This window comes from Tsuneonella flava, assembly GCF_002870965.1.
GTDB classification, from domain to species: Bacteria; Pseudomonadota; Alphaproteobacteria; order Sphingomonadales; family Sphingomonadaceae; genus Tsuneonella; species Tsuneonella flava.
Map to the genome: position 1 here is coordinate 49,927 of NZ_PHSO01000001.1, position 18,913 is coordinate 68,839.

The window sequence follows — 18,913 nt, forward strand, 5'->3', positions numbered from 1 at the left end:
AACTACGCGTCCACACTCCCCAGAATCGACCACAAAGATCAACACACAATGCCCCGTTATTCCATTCATCCCGATCCGCTTTGCGATCAGGCCGTGCTCGACCTGCTGCAACTGCATCTGAACGAGATGCATCAGTGGTCGCCAGCCTGCAAAGTGCATGCGATGCCTGCCGAACGTCTGCGGGCCGACGATGTGGCATTTTATTCGGCATGGGATGGCGACATGCTGGCCGCCGTTGGCGCACTGAAGGATCTCGGCGGTGGCAGGGGGGAATTGAAATCGATGCGCGCCGCCCCCGCCTATCGCGGCAAAGGTGCGGGGCGCGCCATGCTCGACCACCTGATTGCCGAAGCGCGGCATCGCGGGATGGGATGGCTGGGTCTGGAAACCGGAAATGCTGCTCCGTTCGACGCTGCGCGGGCACTATACGCCCGCAACGGGTTTGCCCAATGCCCCGCATTCGGCGACTATGTTTCCGACGATTTTAGTATCTGCATGGAACGCACCTTATGAAGTTCAATCGCCGCACCACTCTCGCCGGGGCTGGCGCGCTCATCGCTGGTGCCTGCGTTCCGTTGCAACAGGACACATCCGGCAGGCTGACGGCAAAGCTACGCCTGATCGAAGTGGGTAGCGGCGGCACACTGGGGGTGATGCTGCTGAATACAGCGGATGGCCAGGCCATCGGCCACAATTCCGGCGAACGTTTCGCCATGTGCTCCACCTTCAAAGCAAGCCTTGCCGCGCTCGCGCTCGATCGCGCAGCAAAGGGTGCGCTCGATCTCGATAAAGTTTTGCATTGGCGGGAAAGCGATCTGCAATCCTACGCGCCGTTCGCGAAAGAACGGCTGGCCACCGGTGCGACGATCCGCGAACTTGCCCGCGCAGCGCAGGTTCTGTCGGACAACACAGCTGCCAATCTCGTGCTCGGCGCTGTCGGCGGCCCGTCGGTGCTGACGCAATTCTGGCGCAGTCTGGGGGACGATGTCTCGCGGCTGGATAACATCGAGCCGCTGCTCAATGTTGTGCTGCCCGGCAGATTGGAAAATACCACTACGCCCGATGCAATGGCGCGCACTCTGGCCAAAATCCTGTTCGGCGGCGGCGTGGCTCCGCAAGCAGCGCAGACTTTGCAACAATGGATGCGCGAAACGCAGACCGGCACCAAGAAAGTGCGAGCCGGGTTACCAGCCGAATGGGTCGCAGGCGACAAGACCGGCTTTTCCGGCTCGCCACCCGGAATGCAGGGAGTCTCTGCCGATATTGGATTCGCGATACCGAGCGATGGCGCGCCGATTGTGTTCGCCACATATCACCGCGCCACCACGGTCGGCCCGCCTAGCCCGATGGCCGACGCTGCGATGTCGCAGGTCGGCGGTGTCATCAGGCAATTTGCGGGGGATTAAGTGTCAGAAATACGAGGCTACTTGGTGGTATAACCGCCATTGACGAGTATCGTCTGACCGGTCATCCACCAACCCTCTGTAATCAAAAAGCGAATCCACGGAACGATATCCTCGATGTCGGTCAGGCCCGTCTTCGAAAATGGTGAAAGCGCCGCCGCACTCTTGTGATAGGCCTGCGCCTCCGATGATTCCTGCCCATAAAAGAACGGCGTATCCATCGGGCCCGGACCAATGGCGGTCACAGAAATTCCGCGTTCGCCAAACTCTTTCGATGCTGCACGCGTGAAATGCGCAACCGGAGCCTTGCTGCCGGCATAGGTCGCGTAAAACGGCGTGTACGCGCCCAGCAGAGAGGTCACCAAAGTGCAGATTTTCCCATTATCGCTGACATGCTTTCCTGCCTCTTTCAGGAAGAAAAACGCGGACTTGGCATTGACTGCGCTCATGCTGTCATAATCGTCTTCGGTTGTTTCGAGCATCGGCTTTTTCAGCACTTTACCGACTGTGTTCACAGCGACATCGATGCGGCCCATCGCCGCAACGGCATCGGCAAACAATTGCTCCATCGCACCGGCCGTCGTCAGATCAGCTTGAAAGGTATGTGCTTTTGCACCTGCCTCTTCGATCGCCGCGGCTGTTTCTTCGGCTGCCGCCTTTGCCGGATCGCTGTTATAATGAATAGCAACAGAGCTCGCCCCCCGCTCCGCCAGATCTCGGGCGAGCAATCCGCCCAGATTTTTGGCGCCGCCTGCAATGAGCACGGTCTTCCCGTTGATTGAATGATCGGCCATTCTGAATGTCTCCTGTTATGTACTGACATCCGTTTCGCTGTTTATCATTGCTGGATAAATGAGCTTTCTTGACTTCATATGTTGTATATTTGGAACAATGAGCGATGGACCGGATAGAATTGCTCAATGTGTTCTGCCACGTCGTGGAATGTGGCAGCTTCACGCGTGCCGCAGATCGGCTGACTATGCCGCGATCGTCGGTTTCTTTGGCAATTCAAGAACTTGAACGGATCGTCGGAACGCGCCTGCTTCATCGCACGACGCGCAAGGTTTCCCCAACGCAGGATGGGCTTGAATGCTACGAACGATGCCAGCCGCTGATCGAAGAATTCGACGATCTCAGCAATATGTTCACCGCCGCGCAACGCGGCCTGAGCGGTCGCATCCGGGTCGATCTGCCCGGTCGGGTCGGTCGACTGATCGTAGCCCCGGCCATTGGCGAATTTCTCGCCCAACATCCTGAAATCGATGTAATAATGGGTATCACCGATCGCTCTACCGATCTGATTGAGGAAGGTGTCGATTGCGTCTTGCGCGTAGGTACTCCTGAAAACAGCTTCCTCGTCGCGCGCCAAATCGGCGAGGTGAAACTGATCAATGTTGCCAGCCCGGACTATCTGGCGCGTCACGGAACCCCATGCATCCCGGCTGATTTGTCGGATCACAGCATGGTGTTGTTTGCTTCGCCCAACACCGGGCGGGTCGAACACTTTGAATGGGTTGCCAGCGGTCAGCTATATACACAGCCCGTTCGCGGGCGGCTGACGGTGAACAATGCCGAGGCCATGATCGCCGCCTGCCATGCTGGTTTAGGCATAATCCAAATCCCGGCATATGACGTACAGGACTCGATCGCCCGAGGTAACCTCGTTGAAATCATGCCTGAATTTCGCGCAGAGTCCATGCCCATGAACCTCCTCTTTCCCCGCCGTCGCGAGAGGACCAGACGGGTGCTGATATTTGCCGATTGGCTGGAATCGCTCGTCCGTCGCGAGATTCTAAGCACACAATGAAATGATAGAGCACGTCGCAGAACACGCTCAGTCTCGGCACCAGGACATTGAAATATAGTATTTTCCCCAGCCCCGCTTTGTATCCAAATTTAGACCAATCCTCATACGCTCATCCACACGTCGCAAAAAACAGTGATCCGATGAGCAGAAATGCCAACAGAGCTCCACGAAAAGCCGCTTTCATCAAGGCGAAGATTCGTCGCAACAATGACTGGGCCGATGCATCGATCGCCAATGTATCGACATCGGGTTTGATGATCAAAACGCAGTCTCCACCCGAAGTCGGCTCGATCGTTGAGCTTCGGCATCGAGGATGGAATATGCAAGGCGAAGTGGTCTGGAACAGCCGGTCGCGCGCTGGCATTCGCGCTTTCGAGCCAATCGATATAGCTGAACTAACAGGCAATTCCGGTCTTGGCCAAAGTGTGCGGAGTGACACATCGCGGCCGATGCCCAAGGGCATATGGCATTGGGCCCGGGCGCGCTAAATCGCACGCGCCCGGCACCCGTAATTTCAATCGCTTCCAGCCGGTTTGCTTTGTAATTGCACGTAATTCTGCAAGCCCATCCGCTCGATCATGTCGAACTGAGTTTCGAGAAAGTCGACGTGATCTTCCTCGCTTTCCAGAATTCGTTCAAATATCTCACGACTGGTATAATCGCGCACGGTTTCGCAATGGGCGATCGCATCCTTGAGCAGAGGAATCGCTTCCATCTCCACAGCCAGATCGGCCCGCAGGATTTCCTCTACCGTTTCACCGACCTTCAGCCTGTGGATCGCCTGAAAATTCGGCAGGCCCTGCAGAAACAGGATACGCTCGGCCAGAACATCGGCGTGTTTCATTTCGTCGATGGATTCGTGGCGTTCGTATTCTGCGAGCTTCGTCACGCCCCAATCGGCCAGCACACGATAGTGCAGCCAGTACTGATTGATTGCGGTCAGTTCGTTTGTCAGTGCCTTGTTGAGGAACTCGATGACTTTTTCGTCACCCTTCATCGCTGTCTCCTGTGCTGCGTTGTCGACAGCTTAGACGTCAGGAGGCGGAGCGGGCAAGCTGCGACTGTCCCGTAGCGTAGCCGGAAGACATCGCGCCCAGAGTCGGGGCACGCTCTTCGAACAGGATTTCCTCGGCCTCGTCCAGGCAATGGCCGCACTGGGGCCGCTTGCCCAATTCGGCATAGACCTGTTCGGCATCGCCGCCACACCGGCGCGCGGCGCGGCGCAAGTCGCATTCACGGATGGCGTTGCAGATGCAGGTGTACACGAAGTTCTCCCATGTGACGACTCGCAAGCTAATGCGAGTAAATCGCAATAGCAAGCCCTAGTGTCGTCTCAGTGGAAATCCGTGGCCATAGGTCATGCATCGCCAGGCCCATTCGAGAGGTCCGTAGTTAAAGCGCGCGAGCCACCATTTCGACCACGCGAGCATAGCCCCGCACCCAAACAACACGACTACGTACAGTTCCACGCGGTTCAGCTGACCGAACAGTCGCAGGCCCGGCGGCTGGAACACGAACAGCATCGCCAGCGATGTGCCGATATAATTGGAGAACGCCATCCGCCCCGCCGCGATAGTCCGCCGCCCCAATCGGCCATGCACGTGCTGCCCGGCCACCGCCAGCAGAGCGGCCAGCCCAACCACCACCGGCAGACGGGTGAATGCCGAGGGGCCGAGGAACGCAAACAGCGATCCGCTATAGCTCAACCCGTCGCGCATCACCCACAGGCCCAGCGCAGCAGTTGCAAGCGAGCCTGTCGCCACGCCGATCCATCCCCAGCGTAGCTGGGTGCGTCGCGCGACAGAGCCATCGAACAGACCGAAACGGTAGAGCGCCATTCCAATCAGCATCAGCGGCAGCGTTTCCAGCCACACTTGCGCGATCATCAGCAACCATTCGCTCGCATGGGCGTGCACGGCATGTTCGACATATTCGAAATAGCTGCCATTGCGTGCGATCAGCAGTTCGGCGGCACCGTCGGCACGCTCCTGCGCCAGCAATTCTTCCAGCTCGGCACTGAGCGATACCCCGCCCGGCGCCCAATCTGCCCACAGCGCGCCAAATTGCGCGCTATAGACCAGCGCACCGGCGAAATACCCGATCAGCCCGACAGCCAGTAGCGCCTCTGCCCTCAAGCGGAGGAACAGCAGCGCAACAATCCCGCAAGCCGCATAGGCGGTGAGGATATCTCCGCGCCACAACAGGAAATAGTGCGCCAGACCGAACAGCATCAGGCCCGTCAGACGGCGCACCTGCCGCCATCCGCTGTCACCGCGCCGCTCGGCATGGTCCATGAACAGCACCAGACCGGCCCCGAAAAGCAGAGTGAACAGCCCGCGCATTTTCCCGTCGATCAGCACGAACTGGGCCAGCCATAGCCAGTTGTCATAGGCATGGAGCGGTGTCGCGAAACCGCCAGGCCAGGTATAAGCCAGAAACGGCTGACCGAACCCGACGATATTGGCCGCAAGGATACCCATCACCGCGACCCCACGGGTGAAGTCGAGGCTTTCCAGACGTGAATAGCCGATGGGTTGTTGCGCGCTGGATGCTGGAAGCGGAGTATCCGCTGCGGAAATATCGTCTGCCATACTCTCTCCGCGCCTCAGCGCTGCACGTATCAGGTTATCGCGCGGAGAAAATACCTCTGATCGATATCAGCGGGTGACAATACATCCCTGCCCTGCCGCCTTCAGCGCGTTACACGCCGATTGCGCGGCAGCTCTTGTCGGCCAGCCACCGGCCAATAACCGTGTCAAACGGCCAGCGGGCGCAGTGATTTTGGTTTTGCCGGACAGCACCCCACGGTCACCGATGCGCGACCACAGCTTGTCCGCATTGGCAGCGACGGAGAATGCCCCAAGCTGCACTTTCCAGGGGCCATTCTGCTGCACAGCCGGTGCCGGTTTCGGGGCCGGTTTCGGGGCCGGGGCAGATGGCGGTGCGGCTTCCGCTGGTCTGGGTATCGCCCGCGCCACCGGTTTCGGCGCGGCTGCCGGGGTATGCATAGCGAAGTCAGCTCCGGCATGCGCCGGGCTTTCCGTGCCAGTGGCGCGCATCGCTTCAGCGACAGCCGCCTGAGCTTGTGTCACCGCGGGCATCTCAGGCCGCGATGGCGGCACAGCAACGCTCTCCACCGGTTGAGGCGGGCGTTGGTTTGGCAGCACCGAGGGCACCGCACTGGCGACCTGTGTTTCGGCAGGGACGTCGGCAGCCAGATCGGCGGCTGCCATCTGGCTGGCGCGGGTCGCGTCGGCGTCTTGCCGCATCTTGATGGCCAGCGATTGCGCCGCCTGTCGTTGCGCCAGCGGGACATATTCGTCCATTTGCTGCAACGCTGGCCTGGCCTGCGGCAACCCCGCACCGTTAGCCAGCGTTAGCAAGGCATAGGCACGCTCCCAGTCCTTGGGGACAAGATCGCCGTTGAAGTGCGCGATGCCCAGCAGGTATTGCGCCCGCGGATCGCCGCGACCGGCAGCGGCTTCGATATACGGTATGGCTTCCCGACGCTTGCCATCCTGAAACAGCAGCAGCCCATAGTTATCGGCAGCCTTCAGATGCCCTTTGGCAGCGGCTTGCGCGTACAGCGCCTGTGCCTTTTTAAGATCGACCGCCACTCCGCGCCCAAGGCGATAGGCCTGCGCCATATTGAACAATGCATCGGGATCGCCTTTGGCGGCAGGCTCGCGCCATTCCGCGACAGCCCGTGCATAGTCACCCGCAGACCAGGCATCGACCCCGGCCTTAACATCGGCCAGCGCAGGCTGAGCGGCAAACAGAGACAGCCCGGCTGCGGCGAAAATTGTGTAGTGCCAGATCGGCTTCATTGCGGATGCGCCCCCTCTGATGCGCGTTGCCCGGTCATTCGAGAGACTGGCATAGTGAACAGCGCGTTAGCAAAAGGTTTCTGCCACGCATAATTTTCCCACTTGGGCTGGGAATCCCCTCGTAACGGGCAGGCCCCCGCTGAGGCGGCGTTAACTCAATATTAGGGCTGAAGTGCGATTTCCCTCTGTGGAAGGCGTGCAGTGCGCCTTGGCAAATGGCAATTCAGGGGGAACAGCCTTGCGCGTTCTGGCATTGGCTTCGCAAAAAGGGGGATCGGGCAAGACCACCCTGTCGGGACACCTGGCGGTGCAGGCGCAACGCGCCGGTGCAGGCCCGGTCGTGCTCATCGATATCGATCCGCAAGGTTCGCTGGCCGACTGGTGGAACGAACGGGAGGCGGAATACCCGGCCTTTGCCCAGACAACCGTGGCACGCCTCGCGTCGGATCTGCAGATTCTGCGCCAGCAAGGCTTCAAACTGGCGGTAATCGATACCCCGCCCGCGATCACAATGGCAATTCAGTCGGTGATTTCGGTTGCCGAACTGATCGTCGTGCCCACGCGCCCCAGCCCCCACGATCTGCGTGCTGTCGGTGCCACAGTCGATTTGTGCGAACGTGCTGGCAAGCCTCTTGTCTTCGTAGTCAACGCTGCGACGCCGAAAGCCCGGATCACATCCGAAGCTGCGGTTGCGCTCAGCCAGCATGGCACAGTCGCGCCGGTCACATTGCACCATCGCACCGATTTCGCCGCATCCATGATCGATGGGCGCACCGTGATGGAAGTCGATCCCGAAGGGCGCTCCGCCGCAGAGGTTGCCGCCTTGTGGAATTATGTCTCCGACAGGCTGGAAAAGAACTTCCGCCGTACAGTCTTCGCCGCACCCAATTCGCTGTCAGCCATTCCAGGCATCAATCGCGCGCAAGGTGGCTTCGGCCGCCGCGTTGCCCAGTAACGCGCGCGGGAAGGATCGCCAAATATGGTCGACGCTAACTTCGCCTCGCTCAGTCCCTCGCTGCTCGCTCGCAAGGGCGGTGCGAAACCAGCTATGCGGCCGCAGCACGCGATGATGGCGTCGATGCCGCACGTCGCACCGTCCACATTCTCCGGTAATGAAGAAACGCTGGAAGATCTTGGCTGGAACGACATGGGTGAGGAATCTGCACCCGCGCCCGCGCCCGCCGAACCGATCTATCTCACCCCGGCCCCGCACAATCCAGATGCGGAAGCCGAAGCACAGGCCAACGATCGCGCCGCCGAACGCCAGCTCAACGATCCTGCCAGCGACGTGCGTCGTCCGTTTGTGGTGGAACAGCAGGCCGAACTGGCCCGCGTTGTTGCTGGCATTCGCCATACCGACACCAAGGGAAACAAGCCGGGCAAACGCGTCGCCTTCACTTTGCGACTGGATGCCGAACGCCATCTGAAACTGAAGCTGGCGAGCACGATCAACAATTGCAGCGCCCAGCAGCTTGTGACCGAAGCACTCGATGCACTGATCGCTAAAATGCCCGAAATCGAAACACTCGCTGCTCAAGTCAAGCATCGCTGACAGGATTACCCAAGGGGATAATACCATGATCCGCACCAACCGCACTTCTCGCACGATGGCTCTTGTCGCCGGAACCGCGCTCGCCTCAATGGCGCTCGCCGGCTGCACGACGAAAGCCGCGCCGCGCGCCGATCTGTCGGCCAGTCAGGCCGAACTCGCGCTGAAGAAAGGCAAGGCTGACAAAGCAATCGAACACGCCGAGGCCGCTGTTCTGGCCGATGGGCGCAATCCCACATATCGGGCCACGCTTGGCTCTGCCTATCTCGAAGCGGGTCGCTTCGCTTCGGCGATGACCAGTTTCGACGATGCGATGAAGCTGGGCGATACCAGCCCGCGCACCGCGCTCAGCTATGCCCTCGCCGCCTCTGCCGCCGGGCAACAGCAAAGCGCGCGCGCCGTGCTGATCGACTGGCGCGACAGTATTCCCGCCGCCGATCTGGGCCTGGCGATGGCGCTGGCAGGCGATCCTAATCAGGGGGTTCAGATCCTCGCCAATGCAATCCGTTCTGGCGACAACACCCCGAAAACCCGCCAGAACCTCGCCTATGCCTATGCGCTGGCCGGTAACTGGCAGGCCGCGCGCCTGATGGCGGGGCAGGATGTTCCCGGCGATCAGCTAAACGCCCGGATGACCAAGTGGGCCGCTATGGCGCGCCCGGAAGATGCCAATACACGGGTGGCCACTCTGCTCGGCACCAAAGCCAACGCGGCCGATCCGGGGCAGCCGGTACAGCTGGCATTGGGCAATCACCCGAATGCCGAACAGCTCGCAGCGGAAGCCGCCGCCTATGCCGCGCCCGAGACACAGATGGCGTCCGCGAACGATGCCGTTCCAGTTCAGGCCAGAGCTCCGGTTTCTGAAACCGTGATGGCGCACGGCGGCGGTGAACTTCCCGCACTCAATCGGAGCGCCGCGACGCCCCGCCCGGCACAGGTTGCTAGCGCAGCTCCGGCAGAACCCGCTCCGGCACTCGCAATCGCAGAGCCTCAACCGGCACACCCGCGCACGTTCGAAACGGCTTTCTCAGCCAAAGCACCCGTTGGGGCCAGCGCACCGCAGATGATGGAAGCCGCCGTCGCATTTGCGTCGAAACCGGTTGTCCAGCGGACCCCCGCCCGCTTCGGAGCGGTCGCTCCGAAATCGCAGCAAGATCGCATCGCCAGCCGGAAAGCCCAACTGGGCAACGGCGACCATCTGATCCAGCTCGGCTCGTTCCTCAGCGAACAGGGCGCGCGCCGTGCATGGGGCGTCTATGCCAAACGCTATCCCGAACTGGCGAACTACGACATGGTCATCACCGAAGCGAATATCCGGGGCAAGCACTACTACCGCGTATCGGCAGGCGGCTTTGCCAGCGCAGGCGCCAACAGCCTGTGCTCCACCATGAAAGCGCGCGGTCAGGGTTGCTTCAAATGGGCCCAGGGCAAGCCGTTGCCCGGCGCAGTGAACAACGGCATCCGCATGGCCAGCCGCTAAACCCACCATTCAACAGACCACCGAAGATCGGCCCTTCCCGCTAATCGACCGGGAGGGGCCGATTTCGTTTCAGCCGACTGCGACGCCGCCTTTGTAAAGCGCGGTGACCCGGCCTTGCGTCGGTTGCCCGTCGAACGGGGTGTTGCCAGCACTGGCGGCCATTTTGCGGCGGTCGATAATCCACGGGCGTTCGGGATCGACCAGCGCAACGTCGGCTTCGTACCCGGTAGCAAGACTACCGGCATTGACGCCAAGGATGCGCGCCGGGTTGGTCGCCAGCAATTCGACCGCGCGCGGCAGATCGACGATCCCGTCCCGCACCAGCGTCAATGTCATCGCCAGCAGCGTTTCAGCTCCGGCCATCCCCGGTTCGGCATCGGCAAACGGCAGGCGTTTATCTTCCGGGCCGCGCGGATCGTGGCCGCTGGAAATGACATCTATCGTACCATCAGCCAGCGCCTCTCGCACAGCATGGCGATCATCCTCGCAGCGGAGCGGAGGCGACAGGCGGGCAAAGGTGCGGAAATCCATCGTCGCGAGATCAGACAGCATGAAATGCGCCGGCGTCACACCCGCTGTTACCGCAACCCCGCGCGCCTTCGCAGCGCGCACCAGATCGAGGGCAGCACGTGTCGTCACCTGGCGGATATGGAGCCGCGCCCCGGCCAGTTCGGCCAGCGCGATATCGCGCGCCACCGCCAGCGCTTCGGCCTGCGAGGGCGCAGAAGGCAGTCCCAGCCGCGTGGCGATTTCGCCCGCGGTAGCCACGGCCTTACCCGTCAGACCGGCATCTTCCGCATGGCTGACCACCACCATATCCAGCATCGCGGCATATTGCAGCAGCCGCAGCATCACGCCCGAATCCGCGATCCATCGCCGCCCGGTTGCCACCGCGACTGCGCCCGCTTCGCGCATCAACGCTATTTCAGCCAGTTCCGTGCCCGCCAGCCCGGCAGTCGCCGCTGCAAGGGGATGGACCCACAGGTCCGGTTTCCCGCTTTTGGCGATGAAGTTGACCCGCGCCGGATAATCGAGCGGCGGGTTCTGATCGGGCATCAGCGCCGCACGGGTGATCCCGCCGAAATGGAATGCCTCCTTGTCGATAGCGAAAACGCCCAGATCGACCAGACCGGGGATGACCAGCGCCCCTTTGGCATCGACAATCTCGTCGCCATCGTGCGGACCTTCGAACCCGGCGATGATCCCATCCGCCAGTCGCAGCGCGCCATCGCGCACGCCATCGGCAGTGACCAGCCTGCCGCCGGTAATCGCGAGGGGTCGCGCCTGTTTCATGCCGCGTCTCCCCATCCTGCCAGCCCGCGTCGGCGGCGGGTCAGCACGTCGAGACAGGCCATACGGATCGCCACGCCCATTTCCACCTGCCGGGTAATGATCGAAAGTTCGGCCATGTCGGCTACGTCGCTATCGATTTCGATCCCGCGGTTCATGGGGCCGGGATGCATCACCAGCGCATCGGGCGCTGCCAGTTCCAGCCGCGCTTTGCTCAGCCCATAAAGGTGCCGGTATTCGCGCGGGCTGGGTATGAACTGGCCGCTCATCCTTTCGTTTTGCAACCTGAGCATCATCACCACGTCCGCCCCGGCCAATGCCGCGTCGAAATCGTGGAATATCTCCACCCCCATCGCGTCGACATCGGCAGGCATCAGCGACGGCGGCGCGCAGACACGCACGCTGGCGCCCATCGCCTGCAAGGACAGCATGTTCGACCGCGCCACCCGGCTGTGCAGCACATCGCCACAGATCGTTACCGAAAGGCCCGTGAAATCGTCGGCCGTGTGCCCTCGCTCGCGGAGAGCGTGGCGCAACGCCAGCGCATCGAGCAGCGCCTGCGTCGGGTGTTCATGCTGCCCATCCCCGGCATTGAGCACCGGGCAATCGACCTGTTCGGCAATCAGTTCGACCGCACCCGAACTGCCGTGACGGATCACGATCGCATCGGCCCGCATGGCATTCAGCGTGATCGCGGTATCGATCAGCGTTTCGCCCTTCTTCACGCTCGACTGCGCGGCATGCATGTTCACGACATCCGCCCCCAGCCGCTTGCCCGCAATCTCGAAACTCAACAGCGTGCGGGTGGAATTTTCGAAGAAGGCATTGATGACAGTAAGCCCGGCCAGCAGATCGGTGTGCTTGTCAGCACCACGGTTCATCGCCACCCACTGTTCCGCTTCGTCCAGCAGATAGAGGATTTCATGCCGTTCCAACCGCCCGATCGCCACGAGGTCGCGATGCGGGAACGCCAGTGCGCCCGCCGGGTAACGGCCCGCTGGAACGCCAGCTACCGGATATTTTTCCGCCGATGTCATTGAAGTCATGCCCTTGATCGAGTGAGGTCAGCCGGTCAAGCGGTTTCACACTGGCGCCCACGTCATCGAACCGATAGGCTGGGCGCCAGCTTATCGGAATCAGGGGAATAATCCGCATATGTCGTTTGCCCGCAAGGTCTGGCACCTGCTCGTCGCTATCAAGGACGGGCTTTCGCTGGTCTTCCTCCTGCTGTTTTTCACCGCTCTCTATATGGTCCTGACTGCGCGGCCCAACCCCGGCCATGTCCGCGAAGGGGCGCTGCTGCTCGATCTCGACGGTTCTATTGTTGAGGAAAAAACGGCCATCAATCCTTTATCCGTCCTGCTTTCAGGCGAAGCGCCTGCAGGCGAATTCGATGTGCAGGATCTGGTCCATGCACTCGATACCGCGGCTGACGACGATCGGATCAAGGCGGTGGTGATCGATATGTCGCGCTTCATGGGCGGCGGTCAGGTCGCGATGGAAACCGTTGGCGCCGCACTCGACCGGGTGCGCGCTGCGAAGAAACCTGTGCTGACTTTCGCCACGGTCTATACCGACGACGGCGTGATGCTGGCCGCCCATGCCAGCGAGGTATGGGCCGATCCGATGGGCGGCGCTGTTGTCGCCGGACCGGGCGGCAAGCATCTGTATTACGGCGACCTTCTCAAACGGTTCAAAGTCGATCCGCACGTCTTCAAGGTCGGTACGTATAAAAGCGCGGTCGAACCTTATCTGCGGTCCGACATGTCGGAACCGGCGCGCGAGAACTACACCCAGTTGTACGGATCGCTGTGGAGCGAATGGAAGGCCGATGTCGCCAAGGCCCGTCCCAAGGCGAAGATCGACCAGATTGCCAAAGATCCGGCGGCGTGGGTTCAGGCGGCCAACGGCGATTTCGCTAAGGCCGCGCTCAATGCCGGGCTGGTCGACAAGCTGGGCGACCGGGTCGAATTCGGCAAACGCGTTGCCAAGATCGTGGGCGAAGATCCGTGGAACAAGGATCCGGGTGCATTTGCCAGTGTCGATCTCGATCCCTGGCTGGCCGATAATGAACCCGAAACGCCGGGCAAGCCGATTGGCGTCATCACCATCGCCGGTGAAATCGTCGATGGCGATGCCGGACCGGGCGTTGCCGGGGGTGATCGAATTGCCGGCCTGCTGAACGATGCGCTCGACGACGATCTGGCCGGGCTGGTGGTACGGGTCGATTCGCCCGGCGGTTCGGTTATGGCCAGCGAAGAAATCCGCCGTGCCATCCTGCGTCTGAAGGCTCAGGGAATTCCGGTCGCGGTATCGATGGGCAACCTCGCCGCCAGCGGGGGATACTGGGTTTCGACACCGGGCGACCGGATATTTGCCGAACCCACTACGATCACCGGATCGATCGGCATTTTCGCAGTCGTTCCGACATTCGAAAAGACACTGGCAGATTATGGCGTCTATTCCGATGGCGTGCAGACCACTGCGCTCAGCGGGCAACCCGACCTGATCGGCGGGTTCAATCCCGAAATCGAAGCGATCATGCAATCGGGCATCGAAAACGGATACCGCCAGTTCCTCACCCGCGTCGCACAGTCACGCAAGATGTCGACAGAGGCGGTCGACAAGATCGCGCAGGGGCGCGTGTGGGATGGCGGCACCGCGCGCCAGATCGGCCTGGTCGATCAGTTCGGCGGTCTGCCCGATGCACTCGAATGGGTCGCCAAACAGGCAAAGCTGAAGGATGGCGACTGGCACGCACAATATCTCGGCAAGGAACAGACCCGTTACGACACGATCATCAAGCGGATCGTTCAGGGTGGCGATTCCCACGGCCGCGCAGCCGTTGCGACCGGCCCGGACATGGTCGCCGTGATGGCAGGCCGCCAGCAAGCACAGCTGGCGCAAGTCAGCAGCGATCTGGAACGGCTGATGCGCGCACAGGGAATGCAGGCCTATTGCCTCGAATGCGCGCCCGCCGTGCAACCGCGCAAATCGCGCCCGACGGCACGCTGGCTGGCAACGCTGGCCGCATTGATAGATTGAGACAGACCGAACGCGGATAGCCTCTTGCCATCACCGCAGGGTGATGGCAAAGGCGCCGCTTCGCGAACGCGATGGGCGCGTAGCTCAGTGGTAGAGCACACCCTTCACACGGGTGGGGTCGCAAGTTCAATCCTTGCCGCGCCCACCATCTCTTCAATGACTTAGAAGATATGGTGCGCCATCCCGCGCAGAGCTATTTTCAGGGTAGTGAAAAGCGCTCTTTCGCTACGACAAATGCGGGCGAATTTCTCCCAGTTCTGCTTGATAGCCGCTTTGAGTAAGCCGGTATCCTAAGCCACTGTCGCCGTGGATCAGCTTGGCAGTGCACATTTCTCCTAGCCGATTTCGTACTGAGCCCCCGGTCGTTGTGAATATGAAGTCGCCGCCGTTCCACTTGGGTAGGGCCTCGACCAATGTCCACGCCGGGGCGGAGAGCGGGAACACGTGCGGTCGCTTCGTCATGTAGCTGACGGCCGGTATCTCGACCGCGCGCTGCACCTCGTGGATCCATCCACGATCGAGCCCGGCGACCTCCGACCGGCGCTGGCTGGTCAGTATCAGGAGCCGGACCATGTCCTCGAACGGATAGGCGCGTCCGTCGCGGCCGGAGTGTCAGGCGCTTGTGAATCCGGCCCTTGGAACTGCGGCCCAGGTGCTGTCCTTGCGGAAGAATCGACGCATGCCGTTCAGGCGATACCAGAGGTTGATCTGGCGATATCCGAAGTTCTCGACCACCGCCGCCATGCCGATCCTCAGCAGGTCCCTGGCCGACGGTGTGCGTTTGAGTTGCTGTTCCTCCAACACGAGTGTGCCAACACTGAGGACGCACCCGAAAACGACCGACACGAAGAAGAAGGCGACTGCCATCATCGGGTCGAGCAGGCCCAGCAATGCAGCAGCGGGCAAGACGAGGTAGCCAAGAAGTTCGGCTGGGGGGCCCAAAATGTCCTCAAGCACGATCTGCGGCAAGGCGAGCAAGCCGATGCGTCCGTATCGCGGATTGCCGATCATTCCGCGATGGTGCTGCAGCGTCTCCAGCGCACCCTGCTGCCACCGCGCGCGCTGGTTATCGAGGCCCTGCAGCGCAGCGGGCGCTTCTGTCCAGCAGACGATATCCGGCACGAAGGCGATGCGATATTCGCGTCTGTTATCGCGCATGAAGCGGTGCATCCGCACGACGAGCTCGAGATCTTCACCGACCGTGTCGTGCCGATAACCGCCCATCTCGACCAGCGTCGAGCGACGGAACAGGCCGAACGCGCCCGAAATCAGCGTCAACGTGTTGGTATGGGCATTGGCGACACGGTTCATCAGAAACGCGCGCAGGTATTCGACGATCTGGAAGCGGGGCACCATTTCCTTGGCGATTCCGATCTTCTGGAGCGATCCGTCTTTGATCGTACAACCATTGGCGATGCGGATCGCGCCACCCACCGCGATAAGGCGATCATCATACATGAAGGGCTCGGCCGCACGCAGTAACCCGTCGGGCTCAATGATCGAGTCTGCATCGATGATGCAGACGAGCGGAGTCCGCGCGAACCCGATCCCCGCATTGGCTGCATCGGCTTTGCGCCCGTTCTCCTTGTCCACGACCAACAGGTTCGGATAGCGGCGCGAGCGATAGGTCCCGAGGATTTTGGTGTGTTGTAATGCGGCGATCTGCGTTGCCTGCGCCTCGTACATGTCGAATGAGCGGAGCAGTTCGCCAAGCGTATCGTCTTTCGAGCCGTCGTTGACCACGATGATTTCGTGTTCGGGATACTCCAATGCCAGCAGCGCCTTCACGCTCTGCACGATCGATAGCTGTTCGTTGAAGGCGGGCGCAATCACGGAAATGGGTAACGCGAGGTCGGCATACCGGTGCCAGAGATCGCGCGCGCCGTCGCCCGGCTTCACTCGCGTCAGGAACACCCACGCCGCAATCAGCAATTGAGCCAATGCAACGAGGTTACGAAGCGCAACCACAACAAAACACGTGAATGCAATCCAGACGATACCGGTGGAAAGAGCGTATATGGTTCCAGCCCAGCTCATGCGACAGGAGCCGCCTGAGGTGTAACATCATCGACGGGTTCAAGTTGTTCCAGCGCCTGCTCGGCGCGCAAGCGGACCCATAGTTCGGGGTCGTGGCGCAGCTGGGCGATGGCGGGCACCGCCTTGCGCAGCCCCAGGCGAACGCTCGCCCCGATTGCCTGCAGGCGAACCGCGGGCACAGGGTCCGTAAGGCCTATCATAATCCAGCGCCTTGCCGCAGGATGCCCAAGCCGAGCGGACGCGCGCATCACCGCACAACGAATTTCGGGATCGGGATCGTTGGACGCCTTATCGAGCGTGTCGATTGCCCCCATGTTATCCGACCAACCGAGCGCGTCGATGATCTGCACTCGCCATGCGTCTTGTAGCTCGTCCTCAAGCAGCAATAGCATTTGCTCGGGATAGAGAGGGGCCGCCGATCGCAGCAGAGCGATATCGAGCCGGGTTGGCTGTCGGCACAGCGCATTTAAAAGACGCAGCGTCTCTCGCGGGGGCGGCAGCGCACCATTGGCACCTAGTGCAAATGCGGCTTCCAGCCGGACTCGCGGGCTGCGGTCGCTGGCCATCATTTCCCGCAATCGACCGATACAGGCCTCGCTACCAAACTGCTGCATCGACTGGATCGCGTTGATGCGGCTGGATCGATAGAGGCTGTGCGAAATGCGAAGTGTCTCCCTGAGCACGCCGTCGAGTTCTGCGATTTGCAACAGGCGCGTCCGCTCGCCTCCTCTGAGCAGAGGAAGAATCCGCGATATTGCTTTCAGACGGGCCCGACGGGGCCAGGTGTCGGCTTCCGAAACCTTGTGGCCCGCGACCCGCTGCAGGTAGCTGCGGGTAATCGCCGCATCACGCTCGTCCCGGCGCGCACGGTTTCTTTCCGAGAGGTAACGACGCAGGACAAGAGCGAGAAAGACAATCGTGATCGCGCCGGCGCACAGCGCGGTCGTCACGACAATGTCCTGATAAAAGCTCACTGTGGCTTGAACCGGTACGTCAGCGTCAACATGCCTGCATAGCGGCGATAGCTGTTGGCGCGGTTTTCATAGCTTCCGGCGCCGCTGAGCACGAGGGTATCGCTGACAGGAAGGCGAACGCCCGCCGCCAGACTTCGCAGCTGCCGCAAGCCGTCGGCCTCCGCCTCGGGATAGCTCGCAGCGATCAGGAAGATGGAGGTATCGCGCTCACGTCCGTAATCGAGCCTCACTGACCCGCCCAGGCGATAACCATCGTCGCCGCCGAAAATGTTGATCGCCCGGCCGCTGAGGGTGAAGTCCCGATCGAGCGCAATGCTCAGGCCAGGCTGGAGTGCGGCAATAGTGCCGGTGTCATAGTCGGCGACACGAACATCGGCCAGCACCGCCACGCCGTCACTTACACGTAACTCGCCCCCCGCGCCGACACTCCACCGCTCCAGGAAGTCGGGCGACGGGACCGCTGTTGCAGCGACATATACGACGCCATCGGCGATCTGGTGATCGGTGCGCACACTGATGCGCGTGTCGATTGCAGCGCGCTCTTCTCGCATCACGCCGAACGTGATCGTGTCACCGCGAGATATATCGAGTGCAGCGGCCAGACTCTGGGTGTTCCACGTCTGGCTGAAACCGGCTGCCGTCTTGATATCGGAAATGCCGGCGCTCACCGATATCGCCCTCATGCGAAAGCCTTCAGCCGCTTCTTGCTGTGTAAGGAGCGCGGTCAGCCGGTCAAGTTCGGGATAATCGGGATTGCGGGCCGCAATGGCAGCGGTGGCGCGCTGCGCTGCCGAAATGTCCCCACGCCAATACAGGATATAGGCGCGGGCGAGCGCAACATCGAGATCGTCCGGTGCGAGCCGTGTGGCCTCGTCGATCCGATCCAGCGCCAGATCGAGCTGCCCGGCGCCAGCCTCCACCATCGCGAGCCGCCGCAAGAGATCGGGATCGTCAGGCGACGCGGCAAGCATGGGCAACAGGATTTGCCGTGCGCGCTCGAAGTTGCCTTCGTCACGCGCCTCAGCCGCAGTATTGAGCCTTTCAGCGCGCGAAGTGTCGGGCTCTTGCCCCGCAAGGGGCGCGCTGAGAATGCCGATGAGGAGTGCGAAAATTCGACAGTCGCACTTCATTGTGTGGCTTCGACAAGTCCGGATATGCGAACCAGCAGCTCCTGAGGGATGAAAGGTTTCGTGAGGTATTCTGCGGCCCCGCTCTTCAAACCGGCAACGATGTCCGCTTCTCCATTGCGCGCAGTAAGCATGACAACGGGAATATCCTTCAGGTCGGGGTCCGCTTTCAACGCCGTCAAAACCGCCGGTCCCGACATGATCGGCATCATGGAATCCAGCACGATCAGGTCTGGGCGAATCTCCTTTGCGGTTTCCAACGCCTGTGCGCCGTCGCTCGCCGCAACCACCGAATAGCCAGCCCCTTCAAGACGGAACTTAAGGATCTCGACCAGGATCGGATCGTCGTCAGCAATGAGAATATCAGCCATAAT

Annotated in this window: 20 protein-coding genes and 1 tRNA gene; 9 read left to right on the plus strand and 12 right to left on the minus strand. The window is 61.2% G+C overall.

Annotation, left to right across the window (positions count from 1 at the left end; translation table 11 throughout):
• Window positions 1–48: 48 nt before the first annotated feature.
• Together CV013_RS00280 and bla are read left to right on the plus strand one after the other, a co-directional pair.
• On the plus strand, window positions 49–513 hold the full coding sequence (locus tag CV013_RS00280; protein ID WP_102153275.1) for a GNAT family N-acetyltransferase: 465 nt from the start codon (window positions 49–51) through the stop codon (window positions 511–513).
• Window positions 510–1,406 (plus strand): class A beta-lactamase, encoded by an 897-nt coding sequence (bla, locus tag CV013_RS00285; RefSeq protein ID WP_102153276.1) that lies wholly within the window; start codon window positions 510–512, stop codon window positions 1,404–1,406. The genes CV013_RS00280 and bla overlap by 4 nt, the downstream gene beginning before the upstream one ends.
• 17 nt (window positions 1,407–1,423) lie before the next feature.
• Here bla and CV013_RS00290 read toward each other — a convergent pair whose 3' ends face one another.
• Window positions 1,424–2,197, minus strand: coding sequence for an SDR family oxidoreductase (locus tag CV013_RS00290; RefSeq protein WP_102153277.1), 774 nt, complete (start codon window positions 2,195–2,197; stop codon window positions 1,424–1,426).
• A 104-nt stretch (window positions 2,198–2,301) separates the two neighbouring features.
• On the opposite strand from CV013_RS00290, the gene CV013_RS00295 reads away from it, so the two are divergent.
• Window positions 2,302–3,210 carry a LysR family transcriptional regulator gene (locus CV013_RS00295; RefSeq protein ID WP_102153278.1) on the plus strand — a complete coding sequence of 303 codons (909 nt, stop codon included), beginning with the start codon at window positions 2,302–2,304 and terminating at the stop codon, window positions 3,208–3,210.
• A 109-nt stretch (window positions 3,211–3,319) separates the two neighbouring features.
• Here the strand turns inward: CV013_RS00295 and CV013_RS15775 are convergent, their stop codons facing one another.
• On the minus strand, window positions 3,320–3,472 hold the full coding sequence (locus CV013_RS15775; RefSeq protein WP_232806537.1) for a hypothetical protein: 153 nt from the start codon (window positions 3,470–3,472) through the stop codon (window positions 3,320–3,322).
• Between CV013_RS15775 and CV013_RS15985 the strand changes: the two genes are divergently transcribed.
• On the plus strand, window positions 3,405–3,698 hold the full coding sequence (locus CV013_RS15985) for a PilZ domain-containing protein (RefSeq protein WP_408056996.1): 294 nt from the start codon (window positions 3,405–3,407) through the stop codon (window positions 3,696–3,698). The genes CV013_RS15775 and CV013_RS15985 overlap by 68 nt on opposite strands.
• Before the next feature lie 26 nt (window positions 3,699–3,724).
• On the opposite strand, the gene bfr is transcribed toward CV013_RS15985, so the two are convergent.
• The 4 genes from bfr to CV013_RS00320 all read right to left on the minus strand — a co-directional run bounded on the left by bfr (window position 3,725) and on the right by CV013_RS00320 (window position 7,037).
• Window positions 3,725–4,207, minus strand: coding sequence for a bacterioferritin (gene bfr, locus CV013_RS00305; RefSeq protein WP_102153280.1), 483 nt, complete (start codon window positions 4,205–4,207; stop codon window positions 3,725–3,727).
• Window positions 4,208–4,244: 37 nt separating this feature from the next.
• Window positions 4,245–4,502, minus strand: a complete 258-nt coding sequence (locus CV013_RS00310; RefSeq protein ID WP_408056990.1) for a (2Fe-2S)-binding protein — start codon at window positions 4,500–4,502, stop codon at window positions 4,245–4,247.
• Window positions 4,503–4,532: 30 nt separating this feature from the next.
• Window positions 4,533–5,801 carry a DUF418 domain-containing protein gene (locus CV013_RS00315; RefSeq protein WP_102153281.1) on the minus strand — a complete coding sequence of 423 codons (1,269 nt, stop codon included), beginning with the start codon at window positions 5,799–5,801 and terminating at the stop codon, window positions 4,533–4,535.
• Between the two features lie 66 nt (window positions 5,802–5,867).
• Complete coding sequence (locus tag CV013_RS00320) at window positions 5,868–7,037, minus strand: SPOR domain-containing protein (RefSeq protein ID WP_102153282.1); 1,170 nt, start codon at window positions 7,035–7,037, stop codon at window positions 5,868–5,870.
• Between the two features lie 238 nt (window positions 7,038–7,275).
• Between CV013_RS00320 and CV013_RS00325 the strand changes: the two genes are divergently transcribed.
• From CV013_RS00325 to CV013_RS00335, 3 genes are read left to right on the plus strand one after another with little or no spacing between them, the layout of a single operon-like run.
• On the plus strand, window positions 7,276–7,992 hold the full coding sequence (locus CV013_RS00325; protein WP_102153283.1) for a ParA family protein: 717 nt from the start codon (window positions 7,276–7,278) through the stop codon (window positions 7,990–7,992).
• 24 nt (window positions 7,993–8,016) lie between these two features.
• Window positions 8,017–8,589, plus strand: a complete 573-nt coding sequence (locus tag CV013_RS00330; protein ID WP_102153284.1) for a hypothetical protein — start codon at window positions 8,017–8,019, stop codon at window positions 8,587–8,589.
• Window positions 8,590–8,614: 25 nt separating this feature from the next.
• Window positions 8,615–10,066 (plus strand): SPOR domain-containing protein, encoded by a 1,452-nt coding sequence (locus tag CV013_RS00335; RefSeq protein WP_102153285.1) that lies wholly within the window; start codon window positions 8,615–8,617, stop codon window positions 10,064–10,066.
• Between the two features lie 69 nt (window positions 10,067–10,135).
• Here CV013_RS00335 and CV013_RS00340 read toward each other — a convergent pair whose 3' ends face one another.
• Together CV013_RS00340 and CV013_RS00345 are read right to left on the minus strand one after the other, a co-directional pair.
• On the minus strand, window positions 10,136–11,359 hold the full coding sequence (locus CV013_RS00340; RefSeq protein WP_102153286.1) for a dihydroorotase: 1,224 nt from the start codon (window positions 11,357–11,359) through the stop codon (window positions 10,136–10,138).
• Window positions 11,356–12,402: an aspartate carbamoyltransferase catalytic subunit gene (locus CV013_RS00345; RefSeq protein ID WP_190276558.1), complete on the minus strand. Its 1,047-nt coding sequence runs from the start codon at window positions 12,400–12,402 to the stop codon at window positions 11,356–11,358. Before CV013_RS00345 ends, CV013_RS00340 begins: the two co-directional genes overlap by 4 nt.
• 109 nt (window positions 12,403–12,511) lie before the next feature.
• Between CV013_RS00345 and sppA the strand changes: the two genes are divergently transcribed.
• Window positions 12,512–14,401: a signal peptide peptidase SppA gene (gene sppA / locus CV013_RS00350; RefSeq protein ID WP_102153288.1), complete on the plus strand. Its 1,890-nt coding sequence runs from the start codon at window positions 12,512–12,514 to the stop codon at window positions 14,399–14,401.
• 73 nt (window positions 14,402–14,474) lie between these two features.
• Window positions 14,475–14,549: transfer RNA gene (locus CV013_RS00355), tRNA-Val, on the plus strand.
• Between the two features lie 464 nt (window positions 14,550–15,013).
• On the opposite strand, the gene CV013_RS00365 is transcribed toward CV013_RS00355, so the two are convergent.
• From CV013_RS00365 to CV013_RS00380, 4 genes are read right to left on the minus strand one after another with little or no spacing between them, the layout of a single operon-like run.
• The gene (locus CV013_RS00365; protein ID WP_102153290.1) at window positions 15,014–16,438 is read right to left on the minus strand and encodes a glycosyltransferase family 2 protein; all 1,425 of its coding nucleotides are present in this window, start codon (window positions 16,436–16,438) and stop codon (window positions 15,014–15,016) included.
• Entirely contained in the window at window positions 16,435–17,412 is a 978-nt protein-coding gene (locus tag CV013_RS00370) for a HEAT repeat domain-containing protein (protein ID WP_102153291.1), read from the minus strand. Before CV013_RS00370 ends, CV013_RS00365 begins: the two co-directional genes overlap by 4 nt.
• On the minus strand, window positions 17,409–18,542 hold the full coding sequence (locus tag CV013_RS00375) for a YaiO family outer membrane beta-barrel protein (protein WP_102153292.1): 1,134 nt from the start codon (window positions 18,540–18,542) through the stop codon (window positions 17,409–17,411). Before CV013_RS00375 ends, CV013_RS00370 begins: the two co-directional genes overlap by 4 nt.
• Window positions 18,539–18,910: a response regulator transcription factor gene (locus CV013_RS00380; RefSeq protein ID WP_102153293.1), complete on the minus strand. Its 372-nt coding sequence runs from the start codon at window positions 18,908–18,910 to the stop codon at window positions 18,539–18,541. Before CV013_RS00380 ends, CV013_RS00375 begins: the two co-directional genes overlap by 4 nt.
• Between the last annotated feature and the right edge of the window lie 3 nt (window positions 18,911–18,913).